Source organism: Cupriavidus sp. GW821-FHT07C08 (genome assembly GCF_059419025.1).
This window is the reverse complement of record NZ_JBWKQZ010000004.1, coordinates 87,610-103,871: the sequence shown is the minus strand read 5'-3', so window position 1 is coordinate 103,871 and position 16,262 is coordinate 87,610. Positions and strand designations below refer to the sequence as shown.

Sequence of the window (16,262 nt, the reverse complement as noted above, 5' to 3'; positions counted from 1 at the left end):
CAACGACTAAAGTGATGAACGAAAGACAAAGCAACGCAGCCGATGCCGACAACTGGCAGCGCCGCACGATCCTGGTGGTGGATGACGAGGCCGGCATGCGTTCGTTCTTGTCGCGCGCGCTCGAAGGCAAGGTGGGCAGCGTGGTGACGGCCGACAGCGCCGAAGCGGGTGCCGCGCTGTTGGAGCAACGGCATTTCGACCTGATCCTGCTAGACGTGGCGCTGCCCGGTATCAGCGGGGTGGAATGGCTCAAGGCACTGCGCGCGGCCGGCAACCCCGCCGACGTGATCCTGATGACCGCCTTCGCCGACATGGACACGGCAATCGCCGCGCTGCGCTCGGGCGCCGCGGACTTCATCGTCAAGCCGTTCCGCGTCGACCAGATGCTCAATGCCATCCGGCGCTGCTTTGACCGGACCCGGCTCGCGCGGGAGAACTACCTGCTGCGCCGCGAGCTGGACAAGTACACCATTCACAAGCACTTCATCGGCGAGTCCGAGGCCATGAAGAAGGTCATGGCGCTGGTGGCACGGGTGGCACCGATGCCATCGACGGTACTGGTAACGGGCGAGTCCGGCACCGGCAAGGAAGTGGTGGCGCGCGAACTGCATCGCCTGAGCGGACGGCAGGGCCAGTTCGTGCCGCTGAACTGCGGCGCGATGGCGCCCGAGATCATCGAAAGCGAATTGTTCGGCCACGCCAAGGGTGCCTTCACCGGCGCGGCCGGGGGGCGCCATGGCCTGTTTCTCTATGCCGACGGCGGCACGCTGTTCCTGGACGAGATCTCGGAGCTGCCGCTGGCGATGCAGGCCAAGCTGTTGCGGGTGATCGAGGACCGGCGCATCCGGCCGCTCGGCACCGAGCGCGAGATTGCCGTGGACGTGCGCATTGTCGCGGCCTGCAACCGCAACCTGGCCAACGAGGTCGCCGCCGGGCGCTTCCGCCAGGACCTGTTCTACCGGCTCGACGTCGTGTCCATCGCCATCCCGCCGTTGCGCACGCGGCCGGAAGACATCGTGCCGCTGGCCGAGCATTTCTCGGAGCAGCTGTCGGCCCAGCTCGGACTGCCCGCGGTGCCGCTCTCGCCCTCATTGATCCGGGTGCTCAAGGGCTACGACTGGCCAGGCAATGCGCGCGAACTGCGCAACCTGGTGGAGCGGGCGCTGATCCTTGGCGAATACCCGGTCGAGCTGCTCGCGCACCAAGCCGATTCGGCTCAAGCGAACCTGGCGGAAGCGGAGCACGAGGACGCAGCCATGCCGGCCGACGACGGCACGCTGCTGGAGTCGGTGGAGCGGCGGCACATCCTGCAGGTGCTGGCGGCCGAGGGCGGCAACCGGGTGGAAGCGGCGCGCCGGCTTGGCATCTCGCGCCGCACGCTGGACCGCAAATGCCTGCAGTGGGGCCTGCGTCCTTGAGCCCGGCCGCGCTGCTGCGCCGCTATCGCGCCTCGCTGCGGGCCAAGCTTGTGTCGATCGTGGTCGCGCCCCTGCTGGTGGCGCTGCTGGCGCTGCTGCTGATCATGGGGTTGTGGGGAAATCGCGCGTTCCAGGCCTTGCTGGCCTACAAGGTCAACAGCGACCTGCTGGTCGCCCACGAGTACTTCGAGCATATGGTGGGCGGCGTGGAAGACCGGGTCCTGCAGGAGGCGCGCTCACATGCGCTGGTGGCCGGGCTTGGCCGCGGCAACGCCATGCCCGCCATCCTGGCCGACGCGCGGCGCACGCACGGGCTGGATTTCCTGCAACTGCTGGATCCGCAAGGGCGGCTGCTTGCGGCTGCGCCCGCTGGCACAGGGGCAGCCCCTGCCGCCTGGCGCATAGTGGGCAGCGCCGCGGCCGGCCGCGCGGCGGCCGCGACGGACGCCTGGTCCGCGGCCCAGCTGGCAGCCGTGTCCGCCGAGCTAGCCCGGCGCGCGCAGGTGGCGCTGCGGCCCACCGCCAATGCGGTGCCCACCGACAAGACCCTGGAAACCCGCGGCATGGTGGTGCACGCGGCGGCGCCGGTGTTCGATCAGGCCGGCACACTGGTGGCGATCCTGCACGGCGGCACCCTGCTGAACAACAACCTCGGCTTTATCGACACCATCAACGCGCTGGTCTACCAGCCCGAGTCATTGCCCCGCGGCAGCCAGGGCACGGCCACCCTGTTCCTGGACGACACGCGCATCGCCACCAATGTGCGGCTGTTCCATGGCGAGCGCGCGCTGGGCACGCGGGTCTCGCGCCAGGTACGCGACAAGGTGCTGCTGCGCGGCGAGAAATGGCTGGACCTGGCCTTCGTGGTCAACGACTGGTACATGAGCGCCTATGAGCCGATCGCTGACAGCCGCGGCCAGCGCATCGGCATGCTCTACGTAGGCTACCTGGCCAAGCCGATCAGCCAGGCCAAGGACCTGGCGCTGGGCGTGCTGGTGGGCCTGTTCCTGTTGCTGGGCGTGGCGGGGGCGCTGTTTTCCCTGCTGTGGGCCAGGCGCGTGTTTGCGCCGATGGCGCGGATGGTCGGCACCATGCGCGCGCTCAAGGCCGGCAACACCGGGGCACGGGTAGGCCCGGTGGGCAGCGAAGACGAGCTGGGCCAGCTTGCCGGCCAGTTCGACCAGTTGCTGTCCGACCTGCAGCAGCGCAACGCCCAGCTCAAGGACTGGGCGGACTCGCTCGATCGCAAGGTGGCCGAACGCACCCGCGAGCTGGAAGAATCCAACGCCGTCCTGCGGGCGGCCCGGCAGCAGCTGATCACGTCGGAAAAGCTCGCCGTGGCGGGACAGCTCACCGCCGGCGTGGCCCATGAGGTCAACAACCCGATTGCCGTGATCCAGGGCAACCTGGACGTGGCGCGCGAGATCCTGGGCCCGGCCGCGGAGCCGGTCCGCCATGAGCTGCGGCTGATCGACGAGCAGGTCCGGCGCATCCAGCAGCTGACCAACCGGCTGCTGCAGTTTGTCCGGCCAGAGGCCTACGCCGGCAATATGGAGCGCCTGGACGTGGGTGAAGTGGCGGCCGGCTGCGTCGACCTGGTCCGGCACATGCTGAAGGGCGCGTCGATCCGGGTCGAGCTGGACTGCCTGGCCACGCGGCAGGTGCGCATCAGCCGCAGCGAGTTGCAGCAGGTGGTGGTCAACCTGCTGACCAATGCCATCCACGCCATGCCTGAGGGCGGCACGCTCACGCTGGGCACGCGCGACTGGGAAGGGCAGGGCGTAACGCTGCATGTGAGCGACACCGGCCACGGCATCCGGGAAGAGGACCTGCCCAACCTGTTCAATCCGTTCTTCACGACCAAAAAGCAGATGGGGACGGGCCTCGGCCTATCCATCAGCTATGCGCTGGTGGAGCGCTACGGCGGCCGCATTACCGTGGAGAGCGCGGTGGGACAGGGCGCCGAGTTCATTGTCTGGCTGCGCGAGGACGGGGCGGCCCCGGCGCAGGCAGAGGCGGGCGGCGGGGTGCCATGACATGGCATGTTGGCGCCGTGCCCTCGCACCGGTCATCGCTCGTGCCTGGCAATGAAGGCTTCCACAGTGTCGTGCAGGAGTACGGGCTTTTCCAGGAAGATGAAGTGGCCACCGTCCAGGGTGGCAAATTCCGCTCCCGGAATCCGCGCTGCAAGCTCCGCAGAGAAGTACGGCGGGGCGCAGAAGTCGCGCTCGCCCACCAGTACCAGCGTCGGTGTCGTGATCGATGGAAGATCATCGAAGGCGTCGTGTCCTACGATCATGTCGATCCGGGCAAAGCCGATCTCCGGGTCGAACGTGCCGGCCGATGCGGCGTTCACCCACGCCTGCACCTGCTCCGGGTGCTCGCGGCTGAATTTCGGGTCGAACAGAAATAGTGCGTTCGCCTCGGTGGACGCGCGCAGGCCGGAATCGGTCAGCATGCGTCGCCGCATGTCGAACTGGCGGCGGTAGAAGGCGTCCGCGCGAGCAATCGAAGAGACAATGGTCGCGCTGCGCAATCGTTCGCGGTGATGGATCGCCAGCAGTTGCGCGATGGCGCCTCCGGTCGAGGACCCGACCACATGGACCGGCCCACACCCGACTGCCTCGATGACCCGCGCCATGTCGCGCGCGTGTTGCGCAATAGTCATGCCGCGCGCGGTGCGCTCGGACTGACCGGTGCCGCGGTGATCCGGCACGATCACCTGGTGTTGCCCGGCGAACAGGTCGATCTGTGGCCCCCAGGAGGCGCCCAATCCCGCAAGCCCCGCCAGGAGAAGCACGGGCGAACCCTGGCCCTTGACCTCGTAGTGGATCGAAACACCGTCGGACATTATGGATGGCATTTTGCGTCTCCGGGTTCAGAGCGAGGCGAAGAAGCGGCCGAACGCGTCGACCTGGCGGGATCACGAGCGGTTCATCGGGCGTCGTCCGGCTGCGTGTTCACCAGAAGCCAAGCATCTTCCACCAGACGCTCCCGACCACGGCGAAGATCAGTAGCTCCACCACGCACATCACAAAGCCGACGCGCCACCAGGTTCCCATCGTGACAAAACCGCTGCCGAAGATGATCGGCGAGGTGCCTGTCGCATAGTGGGTCAGCGTCATCATGATCGCCGAGCCGGCCGCCATGAGCAGCATGAACGGCACCACATACTCTGGCGGCATCAGATGGACTCCGACCGTCAGGAAGGCGAGCATCATCGCACTGATGTGCGCGGTCGTGCTGGCGAACAGGTAGTGCGAGAACACGAAGACCGCCACCAGGATCGCAGCCGTGCCACCCCAGCCGATGCCACTGGCCACGATCGCATCGCTCATGCCCTTCGAGAACCACCCGATCACACCCTGCTTGTTCAGTTGCTCGGCCAGCATGATCAGCGCACCAAACCATATCAGCGTGTCCCAGGCGCTCTTCTCGGACAGCACGTCGTCCCAGTCGAGGGTGCCAGTGATGATCAGCACGAACAGGCCGACCAAGGCGACCACCGTCGGGTCCAGCGTGAGCGACGGACCGAACACCATCGCCGGCACGTTGGCCCATAGCACCAGCAGCAGCGCGAAGGTGAATATCATGACCATTTCCTTCGGCGACACTGGACCCATCTTCGCCATTTCGGCGTGCGCATACTCCACCGCATTGGGTGTGGCCTTGAGCTGCGGCGGCGACAACACATAGATCACCAGCGGCATCACCAGCATGCATAGCAGGCCGGGTAGCAGCATGCACAGCGCCCAGCTCGTCCAGCTCAGATGCAGACTCTGGTTGGTCGCCTTGGCGATGTAGTCCACCACCAGCGGGTTCGGGGCGGTGGCGGTCACGAACATCGCCGACGAGATAGGATTGGCGTGATAGTTGACCAACGCCAGGTAGGTGCCGACCTTGCCCTCCGTGCCCTTGGCCGGGTCCGAGTCAAATGCATTGGCGATCGACTTCATGATCGGATGCACGATGCCGCCACCGCGCGCGGTATTGCTCGGTGTGAAGGGCGCCAGCACCAGCTCGCAGGTGGCCAGGCCATAGCCGATGCCTATCGTTCGTTTCCCCATCAGGGCGATGAACATCAGGCCGATACGGGTGCCCAGGCCGGTCTTCTTCACGCCGCGGGAGATCAGGATGGCCACCACGATCAGCCAGATCAACGGACTGTCGAAGGCGGTCAGCGCATCGGCGATCGCCCCCTTGGACGAGGTCGAGGTCACCTGCGACAACGAGAGGACCACGATGGCCATCATCGCCATCACCCCGATCGGCATGACCTTCAGGATGATTGCAACGATTGTGGTCAGGAAGATGGCAACCAGGCCCCAAGCCTTGGGCGTGAGCCCCTCTGGGACAGGCAGCAGCAGCAGGGTGATCAGCACCACCGTCGTGATCAGGGCGGGGCCCAGCCGGAACGGGACCACGCTATTGAAGTAGAGGAACGCCGCTTTCAGTTTGGTGAGCATCTTGCGATCCTTCCCAGAAGAGTTGATGGAGTTCCGGATGCAGGCAGGGCAGCCCAACCGCCGACCAGAGGAACGCGGCCTGCACCGCCCGAAACGGGCATTGCTTCCCTAGCGTCGTCCGCCGCCACCTCGTCCGCCGCCAAAGCCGCCGCCGAAACCGCCGGCGCGGCCGGAGCCTGATTGCAGGCTTGCGTTGCCGCGGCGGGCATCACGCTGCACCGCCTGGGCGCCACTGCCCACGCCCTGGAAGCCATTGTCCCGGCCCCCCGTAGCATCGCGCCCGCGAAAGTTGTTGCGGCCCGCCGCATCGGCCATGCTCCTGCCGTATCTCTCCCGTGTGGCATTGTCGCGATAGGCAACACCCTGGCGGTGCCGCGCGTCGTGCTGCCAGCGGCCTCCCTCGAACTTGCTGGCGTCGAAATTGCGGTCGATGTTCCGGGCCTTGTGGTGCTCCACATGTACCCCGCCATTGTTCCAGTCGCAGTCGCCAAAGATGGCAATGGCCCCGGCCAGGCCGATGCCCCATGCGATGCCTCCGACCAAGGCATCGCCGGGGTAGTAGGGCGCGTAGGGTGGCCAGTAGTAGTACGGGTAGCCCCCATAGCCCCAGCCGCCGTAGACGATCGCCGGGTCATACACCGGCACATAGATCACCTGGGGATCCGCCGGCTCGATGCGCACGATGGTCTGCTGCGCGGCTTCGCCGGAGGCTGCAGTTTCCACGGTCACGGTCTGCTGCGGCCCCGACTTGAGGTGTCCGGCTTGCTGGGCGCGCACACGCAGGCGCTGCACGGCATTGAACACCTCCTTCTGCTGGGCCAGGAATGCATCCCCCAGCTTCTGGGTCCAGTCCAGCTTGTCGCCCATTGGCGCAAGGATCTGCGGAAACGCCACCAGCGATTTCACGCTGACGTCCCAGGACTCGTTCTGCACCGCCTTGACTGCGTCGTCACCCTTGAGGTTCGGATGGGCCTTGCTCCAGCGCGCGGCGAGGGCGACTTCCAGTGGGTAGGTGGAGGCCATCAAGACCTGTGACAGCAGCGGATCGGGATAGAGCGCGATCGGCGCCACCAGCGCCTCGATTTCTTCCGCCTTGTAAGGCGCGGGCTCCTTCAGGGCCTGCGCCGTGCCCTCGCGGGATATCGCCGGCGTGGCCGTACCCGCTGCGGGCGGAGCGGCGCTTTGGCACCCGCCGAGCGCAAGCAGGACACAGCAAGCGGTGGCCAGGGCGCGCGGGTTCATGGCGACACCCTCCGCCAGCCGGGAGCCGGATCAAAGGATGTCGTTGCCGCTGCCTTGGCGGCGCTGTTGGTCCCGAGGTCGCGCTCATAGACCTGGCCCTTGTGGCTGACGATGAAGCTCATCACGCCGGTGTCGCCGTAGCGCACGGGCCAGGCCATGACCGCGAAGCCGCCGAACAACTCGCCGTCGACGACATAGTTCACGCTGCCGCCATCGCCGTGCGCCCCTTGCGTGGTGAGGAGCTTGTAATGGTAGCCGTGGTAGCCCTCCTTGCTTGCATTGCGCGTGCCAGCGTCACGGAAAGCCGGCCCGAGCGGGCTTTGTGGCTCATCCGGTCCGCTCGGCCAGTAGAGCCCGTCGTGCTTGCCCGTTGAGCTGGACAGCCTGCCGGCGTAGACGAGCCGTTTCCCGCCATCGTGGGTCGTCTGGGCGTACTCGGTCTGCGCATCGCAGATGGCCCGCATGGTCTGGATCACCGCGAGTTCGTTGCGCCCGATGCGGCGCAGGCGCATTTCCCGGGCGCCGGCCAATGTGTCGAACTGCCAGCCCTTGGCTGACTTGACCAGCGGTACGGGGAGGGTCCATCCGTCATCGCCCGCGACGATGGACGCTTGCGTGCCCCTTTGCTGCACGCGATGCGCTTGTGCCCAGGCAGTGTTGAACTTGTTCCGCCCTTCGGCGCCGACCGGGGGGATGATGTCGCGGTAATTGGCGCCCAGCATGGCTCGCATGGCCGCCTCGTCGTCATTGAGGACCGCCTGGCCAAAGGCCGCCATGGCTGCATCCGGCGAGTCGAAAACTTGGCGTGCGAAGGCATGCGTCGCACCAAACAGGCAGATGCAGCCTAGCGCGGCGAGGAGCCCGCAAGAAAATCTCGGCATTCTTGCCATGACCCAGTCCCTGAGTGTCATGAATTGCCAGCGCGCTGGTCGCATGGGAAGGCGCCATCTGGCGTAAATGGTCAGCCCCGGGCCGCGGGTCGCGTTCGGGCACGCAGGCGGATCGACGCATGCGGATGCGGCGCCCCCTTCGCAATGACCTCCCTTGTGCTAAGGTTTATATGACCTTTTCTGTGGAAATGCCAGTGTGGCGCTGACGACGCCGGGCGATAGAGGCGACGCGATGGGACTGGTACGCTTGAGTATCGAAGGACACTCGGTCGAAGCACCGGCAAGCTGCTCCATCCTGCAGGCCTTCCTGCACGCGGGGGAAACGCTTGTCGAAGGCGTCGGCTGCATGGGTCAGGGGGTGTGCGGCTCATGCCGCGTCATGGTGCGGCGCAACGGCGAGCAGGATGTCAAGACCGCGCTCGCCTGCGAAACGCTGGTCGAAGATGGCATGCAGGTGGCGTTCCTGGATTACTTCACGGCGTCGGAGCGGCACGTCTATCGCATCGAGGAGATCGGCGACAGCTGGGATGCCTTGCAAGCAATCTCTGAAGTTTTCCCGGAGGCTGCCCATTGCCGTCACTGCAGCGGATGCGACCGGGCCTGTCCAAAGGGACTCGATGTTCAGGAGGGCGTGAGGTTCGCGGTGGAGGGCAAGCTGACCGCCTCGGGCCAGGTGTTCGACGAATGCGTCATGTGCAACCTCTGCACGCTGGCCTGCCCCGAGCATATCCGGCCCAACCATCTCGGCCTGTTCGTGCGGCGGATGATCGCGGCGCAGACGCTGCGGCCGGCCAATCTCATGCTGCGCCTGCAGCAGATCGAGAGCGGCGCGATGACGATCGACTTTGACGCACCCGGCGCGCAGCCGCCGCGCTGACGGGACGAACCATCATGCCAGCTGGCATCCCCTATGAAGAGGCGCGCAAGCGCTACCGTCCAGGTGTGTCGCCGGCGGTGCGCGGCGATGACATCTCCGTCGAAGCACTGCTCAAGGCCTATCACCCCGACCACGGGCCCAATGCGCGCGTCGCGCTGGCCGTCGGCGTCAACCGCGGCGAGCCTTGTCAGCCGGATCTCGCGCGCTATCTGCAAGCCAACGCGCTGATCGACGACGTCGACATTGCCGGGGCGCAACTCGTGTCCACCGATGTGCTGATCATCGGCGGGGGCGGTGGCGGCTGCGCGGCGGCGCTGACCGCGGCCAGGCAAGGCGCGCAGGTGATTCTCGCCACCAAGCTGCGCCTCGGTGACAGCAACACCGTGATGGCCGAAGGCGGGATCCAGGCGGCCATCGGCGAGGACGACAGTCCCCAATTGCATTTTGAGGACACCTTGCGTGCCGGGCACTTCTGCGGCGAGCCCGAGCTGGTCGCGCAAATGGTGATGGACGGACCCGACGTGATCCGATGGCTGATCCGGCTGGGCATGATGTTCGACCAGGAGGAAGACCGGCCCCTCGGCGGCAACCTTCTGCGCAAGAAGCCAGGGGGAGCATCGGCCGCGCGCATTCTCTCCTACCGGGACTATACCGGCCTGGAAATGATGCGCGTGCTGCGCGAGGCGGTGGACCTCGAGGCCGGCATCGCGGTGTGGAACCGCTGCCCCGCAGTCGAGCTGCTGTCCGACGAGCGGGGACGCTGCGCCGGGGCGGTGATCTACAACCTCGAATGGCGCACCTTTATGCTGGTGCGCGCGCGCGCCGTGATTCTTGCCACCGGCGGGGCGGGGCGCCTGCACCTGAATGCCTTCCCGACGTCCAACCATTACGGGGCGACCGCAGACGGCCTGGTGCTGGCCTATCGGATCGGGGCGCGCCTGCGCGAGCTGGATTCGTTTCAATACCATCCCACCGGCATCGCCTACCCGCCGCACCTGGCGGGCGGCCTGATCTCGGAAGCCGCCCGCTCGGCCGGCGCGAAGCTGATCAACGGCGAGGGCGAGCGTTTCGTCGATGAACTCATGCCGCGGGACATCGTGGCCTCGGCAATCCTGCGCGAATGCGCGCAGGGGCGCGGCATCGAGCGGGGCGGACAGGTTGGTGTCTTCCTCGACACGCCGACGCTGGAAATGGAGAACCCCGGCATCCTGGAAAAGCGACTCGTGACGCTGCGCCATCTCGCCCACAAGTGCGGGCAGGATGCGTCCCAGGAGCCTTTCCTTGTCTACCCGACCCTGCACTACCAGAACGGCGGCGTTGCCATCGACAAGGAGGGCGCGACCAGTGTGCCAGGGCTCTATTGCGTTGGCGAGGTCACGGGCGGCATTCATGGGCGCAACCGGTTGATGGGCAACGCGCTGCTCGATATCCTGAGCATGGGCCGGCGCGCCGGTGCCAGCGCGGCGCAAGCCGGGCGCAGCGCCATGGCCGCCCGCGCCGGCATCGGCCACGTGCACGCCTGGCAGCGGGAACTGACGCTGGCCGGGCTGCCCCTGCATGTCAAGGCACCGCAGCTGTTCCCCGGCTACGCGAATTTCGATCTGCGCGTCGACGCAGGGTTGCACTCCGGCGCGTGGGGCCGGGCGGTCGGCGGCACCCGGTAAGCGGGGCACGGAGCGCGCGATGGAACAGCTCAATCAGGTTCTGCTCAACGAGGACATCCGGGTTGGCGCCGACCTGGATGCCTGGCTGGCACGCGGCGGCGGAGAAGGGCTGGCCCGGGCCCTGCGCGAACCGGCCGCGGTCATTGCCGAGATCGAGCAGGCCGACCTGCGCGGGATGGGCGGCGCTGGTTTCGCGACGCATCGAAAATGGGCGCCGGTGGCTGCCGCGGCGGCTGGCGACAAGTACATCATCTGCAATGGCAACGAAGACGAGCCGGGGACGTTCAAGGACCGCTTCTTGCTTGAGCACACGCCGCACCAGGTGATCGAGGGTGCGCTGATCGCCGCGGCCGCCACCCGCGCCAACCAGGTCGTGCTGTACGTCAATCCCCATCAGCCGCTGTCGCTGGCGCGGACGCGCGAGGCGGTGCAGCAATGGCAGGCACACCCGCAGTTCGCCGAGCTGGCCGGGCTGGTCGGCGGACCGGTATCGCTGCGCGTCCTGCCCAGCTCAGGCTTGTATATCGGCGGCGAGGAAACCGCGGTCATCGCGAGCGTCGAGGGCGGATTCCCGTTTCCGCGCCGCAAGCCGCCTTTTCCCGCCGAACACGGCGTGCATGGCGCACCGACCGTCGTCAACAATACCGAGACGCTGGCCCACGTACCGGGCATCTTGCGCAACGGTGCCCAGTGGTATCGCGGCCTCGGCATCGGCCATGCCGCCGGAACCAAGCTGTACTCGCTCTCGGGCGATGTCTTGCGGCCTGGCCTGTATGAGCTGCCGATGGGCACGAGTCTTGAGACGCTGGTGTTCCGGCATGGCGGCGGGATGCTCCAGGGCAAGGAGTTCAAGGCGGTCTTCACGGGCGGTCCCTCCAATACGCTGCTGACCAAGCGCGATCTCGATGTGGCGCTTGACTTCGACTCCGTGCGGCAACGGCGTTCGCGGCTGGGAACCGGTGCGATGATCGTGGTGTCGGAAGGGACCAGCATCGTCCGCAAGGTGGCAGAGTACGTCAGCTTCTTCGCCCAGGGCTCGTGCGGCCAGTGTCCGCCGTGCAAGGGCGGGACCTTCCAGCTGATGCGCCTGCTGAACCGGATCGATACGGGCCGCGGCGTGCGCGCGGACCTGGAATCGCTGGAAAACCTGTGCCGCATCCTTCCCGGCAGCGGGCGTTGTGGCCTGATCGACGGCGCCGTGACGGTGGTGGACAGTTCCCTCCATCAGTTCCGGGAGGAATACGAGGCGCTCCTGATGGCATAGGCTCGGCATCGAACGTCCGGTTTGCGCGGCGTCGCGCCATGCGAGCGCGCGGCCGCGCGCAGCGATGTCCTGGCGTCTTGTGGGTTCGCCGAACAGCGGCCAGGCGGCTTTCCAATGGATGCGAAGGGCGAGATCACGGAGCCAACCATGCACTACATTGCACCTTACGCGCTGTGCTTGTCGATGGCTTTGGTCGGGGCATGCGGCAACCGCGAGCAGCCGCCAGCCCCGGCAAGCGGCAAAACACCCGTCGCCGCCGGCAGTGAAGCGGTTGCCATACCGCCGCCCCAGCGAGCCGATGATATGCCGCAGCAGGCTGGACCTGGCCGCTATCAGATCGTGAGTCAATCACAGGGCCGCGCAGGCCCCTTCTTGCTCGACACGCAGACGGGTCGCATCTGGCAGTTGAGGGAATTCCCCGGACTCGAAGGCGCGCCGAGCGCGTGGCGCGAGATGACGATCATCGATGACAGGGGCGCAATGGGGATCACGACGGCACAGTTCCAGAAACTCTATCCGCCGCGGCATGCTGCACCGCGGCGGCGGTAGCGGGTGTGCCCTGATGCCAAAGTCGCCGACAGCAGTCTTCAGCGCGGCAGGAAGAAGAAGGTGAGGGCGAGGGCAAGATAGACGATCAGGAGCTGCGTGCCCTTGAACCAGTCGGCGTGCCCGTCGCTCGCCATTTGCGCCGTGACCACCACGGACAGGACCACCATCAGGACCAGGGCGGGACGAAAGGCCAGGTCCATCGGGGCCGGACCGAGAAAATGGCTCGTCAGCACCAGCACCGGCGCGACAAACAGCGCCACCTGGACGCTCGAGCCAACCGCAATGGAAAACGACAGGTCCATGCGATTTCTCATGGCTGCGGTAATGGCCGATGCATGCTCGGCCGCATTTCCGAGGATCGCCACCACAAAGGCACCGACGAATATGTCGCTGAGGGCGTAGTCGCGCATCATGGGGCCGAGCGCACCCACCATGATCTCGCTCATCCACGCCGTCCCTACGGTGGCTGCCGCCAGTATCGCTATCGCCCGCGCTACGGACGAGGAGGGCTCGCCCTCCACGCCTTCCGGAGCAACCGCCTTTGCTTCGTATGCGCCGCGGAACAGCGCGGGGTGAGTGACCAGCGAGAACACCAGGTACAGCGCATAGACGACCAGAAGCGCGATGGAAATCCAGGCGCTGAGCCGGTACAGCACGGCGGTCGTGCCTTCTACCGCTTCAAAGCTGGCAGGCAGGATCAGCGCGATCGCCGACAGTATGAGCATGGTCGCCTGGGAACGCGCGCCGCGCGGGTTAAAGCTTTGCTCAGGATAGCGAATGCCGCCTGCGAGCATCGCGGCGCCAAACACCAGCAGCATATTCCCGACAATGGAACCGACGATGGAGGCTTCCACCACCTGATGGAGGCCGGCACGCAAGGCGACAAGTGCGATGATCAGTTCAGCCGCATTGCCGAATGTCGCATTTAGCAGCCCCCCGACCGCCTCGCCCATGCGCTCCGCGAGTTGCTCGGTGGCATGGCTCATCCGCCCGGCAAGCGGCAGGATGGCCAGGGAGGAAGTGATAAAGATCAGGAGGTGGTGATCGGAAGCAAGGAATTCCAGGGCGATTGCGATCGGCACAAAGATCAGAAGCAAATTCATCCACATGGATTGCCTCCTGCTTCCGGTGATGACAGCTCGTCCTCGAACGGTCCTTTTATCTCCTACCGGGGTTGCAGGCAAGAGACAAGACAGCTTGGTACAGCCGCGGGTAGTTCGATCAGGCCGACGGACTCACCTGATCGGTTGCCCGATGGCAAGGAGGTTGCCCTCGCTGTCCCTGAACCAGGCACCTTTCTCGCCTATGCCACCCTTGGACGGGTAGTTCCCCTGGACCTCGGCGATCCCATTGATGGTCTTGAGGCCGGGAAGATCGTATTTTTCGAACACGACACCCAGGTGCCGCAGCTCCCTAACGGTTGCCTGGATGTCATCGACCTCCCAGGCCATTTGTGTGTGACTGCCAGAGGCCGAACCAGCCGACTCGAAAAGTACGAAGTAGCTGTTGCCGCACTTGTAGCGCAGGCCGCCGGGCCGTTCCTCGACTGGCTCAAGCCCGAGCTTGCTCGAGTAGAAGGATCTCGCCCGTGCGAGGTCTTGCGCAGGAATCCTGGCCGCGACGTCACTGTTCTGAAGCATGGGAAACCCTCCTGAATAAGGCTGGACCGCTGCAACGCAATGTGTCTAGCATAGGCGTGCGGCAGGCGCTAAAGAAGGGGTGGCAGCATGACGGTACTGGTTTTGGGATTGCTCATTTTTCTGGCTGGGCACTCGGTACGCATGGTTGCTGACCCATGGCGCACCGCGCAGATTGCCAGGCTCGGCCCCGCTCGCTGGAAAGGCTTGTACACCCTGGTTTCGATTGCCGGCCTGGCGCTGGTTGTCTGGGGCTACGGCCTGGCCAGCGCGCATCCTGTGGTGGTCTGGACGCCGCCGGTGTGGGGGCGGTACGTTGCCGCATTACTCACGATCCCGGCCTTTGTGCTGATTGCGGCGGCATATGTGCCTCGCAACCGCATCAAGGCTGCGCTTGGTCATCCGATGCTGGCAGGCGTGCAGGCCTGGGCCCTGGGGCACCTGCTTGCCAACGGAACACTCGCCGCAGTGCTGCTGTTTGGCGCGTTCCTGGCGTGGGCGGTGGCGGACTTCGTGTCAGCACGCCGGCGGGACCGGGAAGCAGGAACCACCTACCCGACCGGGACACCTGCGCGCGATGCGATGGTGGCGATCGTCGGGCTGGCGGCCTGGGCGCTGTTCGGATTCGTGCTTCATGAATGGATGACCGGCGTGCGGGCGTTCGGGTAAGCGAAAAATCTGGCGGTTAGCGATGGATATGTCGGGCAGCCCCTCATCCCGGCAGCGCGAAGGGATTGAACCCGGTGCGTTGATAGCCCTCCGCCGTCACCGCATCGTCCAGGGCCAGGGTGGCAAGGTCATCGGCCACGGCCTCGGCCTGCGGATCGCGTTCCAGTGAGATCACCTTCAGATAGCCGTGGCACACGCCGCAGCTTTCGGCGCGTACCGTGGCGTCGGGGGTGTCGAAGCTGAGGTAGTCAAGCTCCGAGGCGGCGCCGCAGTTGGTGCATTTCGCCCGCACCATGTGCCACTGGCTCTCGCAGAGCGCGCAATGCAGATAGCGCATGCCCTGGCGGTCGCCGATCAGGATCAGGCTTGCCACGGGGGCAGTGCCGCAGACCGGGCAGGACGCGTGCTCGGCCGGGCCGCTGTCGGGCACCGGAGCCGCCCGCGCGGCGCTGGCACATTGCAGCGAGAGCGCGGCCCAGAGGAAGGGCGCGATTGCCGCCGGCACCGCATCAAAACGGCCCTCGGTCAGCGCCTGGGCGGCGCCAAGGCGCGCATCCGCAGGGAGGTCGCGCAGCGCCGCAAGATGCGGGGCGACGGGGGCGGGAACATCGTGCGCGAGCCGCTCGACCAACCGATCAAGCAGGGCGCCCCAATGCCCCTCCTGCGGGATGGTCCGGGCGTCTGCCAGGCCGGATCCACCGGTTTCGGGCACAAGCGATGCCTGTACTTCGGCCACGCGGGCGGCCAGGCGCAGGTAATCGGCAAGGTCGTGCCCGTCGGCCAGCGCACGCAGGCGTGCGGCGCGGCGGCTGTAAAGACCGGCAAGGTCTGGCTGGATCAGCGGGGTGAAATGGCGGGAGGCCTCGTTCGATGACAGTGTTCCCGGCGCGGTCTGATGCTGGTTCATGCTTCGTGGCCCTTCGCTTGCGCCGCTTTCGACTGATTCAACTCTTTCGCCTTCAACTCGCCATACCAGCGGTCATGGTGCTGCCTGGCCCAGGCGTGCGAGACGTAGCCCGTCACCATGCCCGTGATCGAGCCGCGGACCCAGATTGCCAGATAGATGTGGCCCACGATCAGCAGGATCAGGCCGATCCCCGCGACGGAATGGGCCAGGATCGCCAGGCGGAGCATGGGGATCGGGAAATACTCGGCGAAATAGGCGCGCCACATGATCAGCCCGGAGATCAGCAGGGCCAGGATCGAAGCCATGATGAGCCAGAACAGCACCTTCTGGCCGGCGTTGTACTTGCCGATTTGCAGCGGTTCGCCGCCATGCTGGTTCAGCAGCACCTCCCTGGCGCGGCGGAACCAGATCGCGTCGGTGCGCGCGGGCATGTTGTAGCCGACGAAGCGCCAGAACATGTAGCAAAGCCCCGCGAAAACCGCGATGCCCAGGAACGGGTGGAGCAGCCGCGCCATCTGCGGCGTGCCAAGGAAGCCGCTCAGCCAGCTCACCGTCGGGAAGAACCACGAGATTCCCGAAACCGCCGCGAGGAAGAAGCAGAGCACGATCGCCCAGTGACACATCCGCTCGGCGAATTTGGTGCGCAGGATCCTGTCGTTGTTGGTCGCCATTTCCGGTC

At 66.2% G+C, this 16,262-nt stretch carries 15 protein-coding genes; 7 read left to right on the top strand and 8 right to left on the bottom strand.

The features are described from left to right. Window positions 1–14: 14 nt before the first annotated feature. Together AC07UK_RS07410 and AC07UK_RS07405 are read left to right on the top strand one after the other, a co-directional pair. On the top strand, window positions 15–1,418 hold the full coding sequence (locus AC07UK_RS07410; RefSeq protein ID WP_436223273.1) for a sigma-54-dependent transcriptional regulator: 1,404 nt from the start codon (window positions 15–17) through the stop codon (window positions 1,416–1,418). After that, complete coding sequence (locus tag AC07UK_RS07405; RefSeq protein ID WP_494685550.1) at window positions 1,391–3,454, top strand: sensor histidine kinase; 2,064 nt, start codon at window positions 1,391–1,393, stop codon at window positions 3,452–3,454. The genes AC07UK_RS07410 and AC07UK_RS07405 overlap by 28 nt, the downstream gene beginning before the upstream one ends. A gap of 32 nt (window positions 3,455–3,486) precedes the next feature. Here the strand turns inward: AC07UK_RS07405 and AC07UK_RS07400 are convergent, their stop codons facing one another. From AC07UK_RS07400 to AC07UK_RS07385, 4 genes are all read right to left on the bottom strand, one after another. Next, window positions 3,487–4,269 carry an alpha/beta fold hydrolase gene (locus tag AC07UK_RS07400; protein WP_494685549.1) on the bottom strand — a complete coding sequence of 261 codons (783 nt, stop codon included), beginning with the start codon at window positions 4,267–4,269 and terminating at the stop codon, window positions 3,487–3,489. A 109-nt stretch (window positions 4,270–4,378) separates the two neighbouring features. Continuing rightward, on the bottom strand, window positions 4,379–5,884 hold the full coding sequence (locus tag AC07UK_RS07395; RefSeq protein ID WP_494685548.1) for a DASS family sodium-coupled anion symporter: 1,506 nt from the start codon (window positions 5,882–5,884) through the stop codon (window positions 4,379–4,381). A gap of 108 nt (window positions 5,885–5,992) precedes the next feature. Then, a complete protein-coding gene (locus tag AC07UK_RS07390; RefSeq protein ID WP_436223277.1) occupies window positions 5,993–7,126 on the bottom strand; it encodes a DUF3300 domain-containing protein in 1,134 nt (377 codons plus the stop codon). Then, entirely contained in the window at window positions 7,123–8,016 is an 894-nt protein-coding gene (locus AC07UK_RS07385) for a DUF2950 domain-containing protein (RefSeq protein ID WP_494685547.1), read from the bottom strand. Before AC07UK_RS07385 ends, AC07UK_RS07390 begins: the two co-directional genes overlap by 4 nt. Before the next feature lie 238 nt (window positions 8,017–8,254). Between AC07UK_RS07385 and AC07UK_RS07380 the strand changes: the two genes are divergently transcribed. The 4 genes from AC07UK_RS07380 (at window position 8,255) to AC07UK_RS07365 (ending at window position 12,370) form a co-directional block, all read left to right on the top strand. Continuing rightward, the gene (locus tag AC07UK_RS07380; protein WP_436225289.1) at window positions 8,255–8,893 is read left to right on the top strand and encodes a 2Fe-2S iron-sulfur cluster-binding protein; all 639 of its coding nucleotides are present in this window, start codon (window positions 8,255–8,257) and stop codon (window positions 8,891–8,893) included. A 14-nt stretch (window positions 8,894–8,907) separates the two neighbouring features. Then, window positions 8,908–10,557, top strand: a complete 1,650-nt coding sequence (locus AC07UK_RS07375; RefSeq protein ID WP_494685546.1) for an FAD-binding protein — start codon at window positions 8,908–8,910, stop codon at window positions 10,555–10,557. 19 nt (window positions 10,558–10,576) lie between these two features. Next, on the top strand, window positions 10,577–11,821 hold the full coding sequence (locus AC07UK_RS07370; RefSeq protein ID WP_494685545.1) for a complex I 51 kDa subunit family protein: 1,245 nt from the start codon (window positions 10,577–10,579) through the stop codon (window positions 11,819–11,821). A gap of 147 nt (window positions 11,822–11,968) precedes the next feature. Beyond that, on the top strand, window positions 11,969–12,370 hold the full coding sequence (locus AC07UK_RS07365; protein ID WP_436223280.1) for a hypothetical protein: 402 nt from the start codon (window positions 11,969–11,971) through the stop codon (window positions 12,368–12,370). A gap of 38 nt (window positions 12,371–12,408) precedes the next feature. Here the strand turns inward: AC07UK_RS07365 and cax are convergent, their stop codons facing one another. Together cax and AC07UK_RS07355 are read right to left on the bottom strand one after the other, a co-directional pair. Beyond that, window positions 12,409–13,479: a calcium/proton exchanger gene (gene cax / locus AC07UK_RS07360; RefSeq protein ID WP_436223281.1), complete on the bottom strand. Its 1,071-nt coding sequence runs from the start codon at window positions 13,477–13,479 to the stop codon at window positions 12,409–12,411. Between the two features lie 126 nt (window positions 13,480–13,605). Beyond that, entirely contained in the window at window positions 13,606–14,010 is a 405-nt protein-coding gene (locus tag AC07UK_RS07355) for a VOC family protein (RefSeq protein WP_494685544.1), read from the bottom strand. Window positions 14,011–14,097: 87 nt separating this feature from the next. Here AC07UK_RS07355 and AC07UK_RS07350 point away from each other — a divergent pair, with 87 nt between their 5' ends. Further along, window positions 14,098–14,676, top strand: a complete 579-nt coding sequence (locus AC07UK_RS07350) for an NnrU family protein (protein ID WP_494685543.1) — start codon at window positions 14,098–14,100, stop codon at window positions 14,674–14,676. A 43-nt stretch (window positions 14,677–14,719) separates the two neighbouring features. Here AC07UK_RS07350 and fdhE read toward each other — a convergent pair whose 3' ends face one another. Then, window positions 14,720–15,583 carry a formate dehydrogenase accessory protein FdhE gene (gene fdhE / locus AC07UK_RS07345; protein ID WP_494685542.1) on the bottom strand — a complete coding sequence of 288 codons (864 nt, stop codon included), beginning with the start codon at window positions 15,581–15,583 and terminating at the stop codon, window positions 14,720–14,722. Beyond that, window positions 15,580–16,254, bottom strand: coding sequence for a formate dehydrogenase subunit gamma (locus tag AC07UK_RS07340; RefSeq protein ID WP_494685541.1), 675 nt, complete (start codon window positions 16,252–16,254; stop codon window positions 15,580–15,582). The genes fdhE and AC07UK_RS07340 overlap by 4 nt, the downstream gene beginning before the upstream one ends. Window positions 16,255–16,262 lie beyond the last annotated feature (8 nt).

Bases quoted from the DNA above. Each gene is read 5' to 3' on its own strand.
- AC07UK_RS07410 (WP_436223273.1), top strand. From the start codon at position 15: ATGAACGAAAGACAAAGCAACGCAGCCGATGCCGACAACTGGCAGCGC.
- AC07UK_RS07405 (WP_494685550.1), top strand. From the start codon at position 1,391: ATGCCTGCAGTGGGGCCTGCGTCCTTGAGCCCGGCCGCGCTGCTGCGC.
- AC07UK_RS07400 (WP_494685549.1), bottom strand. From the start codon at position 4,269: ATGTCCGACGGTGTTTCGATCCACTACGAGGTCAAGGGCCAGGGTTCG.
- AC07UK_RS07395 (WP_494685548.1), bottom strand. From the start codon at position 5,884: ATGCTCACCAAACTGAAAGCGGCGTTCCTCTACTTCAATAGCGTGGTC.
- AC07UK_RS07390 (WP_436223277.1), bottom strand. From the start codon at position 7,126: ATGAACCCGCGCGCCCTGGCCACCGCTTGCTGTGTCCTGCTTGCGCTC.
- AC07UK_RS07385 (WP_494685547.1), bottom strand. From the start codon at position 8,016: ATGGCAAGAATGCCGAGATTTTCTTGCGGGCTCCTCGCCGCGCTAGGC.
- AC07UK_RS07375 (WP_494685546.1), top strand. From the start codon at position 8,908: ATGCCAGCTGGCATCCCCTATGAAGAGGCGCGCAAGCGCTACCGTCCA.
- AC07UK_RS07370 (WP_494685545.1), top strand. From the start codon at position 10,577: ATGGAACAGCTCAATCAGGTTCTGCTCAACGAGGACATCCGGGTTGGC.
- AC07UK_RS07365 (WP_436223280.1), top strand. From the start codon at position 11,969: ATGCACTACATTGCACCTTACGCGCTGTGCTTGTCGATGGCTTTGGTC.
- cax (WP_436223281.1), bottom strand. From the start codon at position 13,479: ATGTGGATGAATTTGCTTCTGATCTTTGTGCCGATCGCAATCGCCCTG.
- AC07UK_RS07355 (WP_494685544.1), bottom strand. From the start codon at position 14,010: ATGCTTCAGAACAGTGACGTCGCGGCCAGGATTCCTGCGCAAGACCTC.
- AC07UK_RS07350 (WP_494685543.1), top strand. From the start codon at position 14,098: ATGACGGTACTGGTTTTGGGATTGCTCATTTTTCTGGCTGGGCACTCG.
- fdhE (WP_494685542.1), bottom strand. From the start codon at position 15,583: ATGAACCAGCATCAGACCGCGCCGGGAACACTGTCATCGAACGAGGCC.
- AC07UK_RS07340 (WP_494685541.1), bottom strand. From the start codon at position 16,254: ATGGCGACCAACAACGACAGGATCCTGCGCACCAAATTCGCCGAGCGG.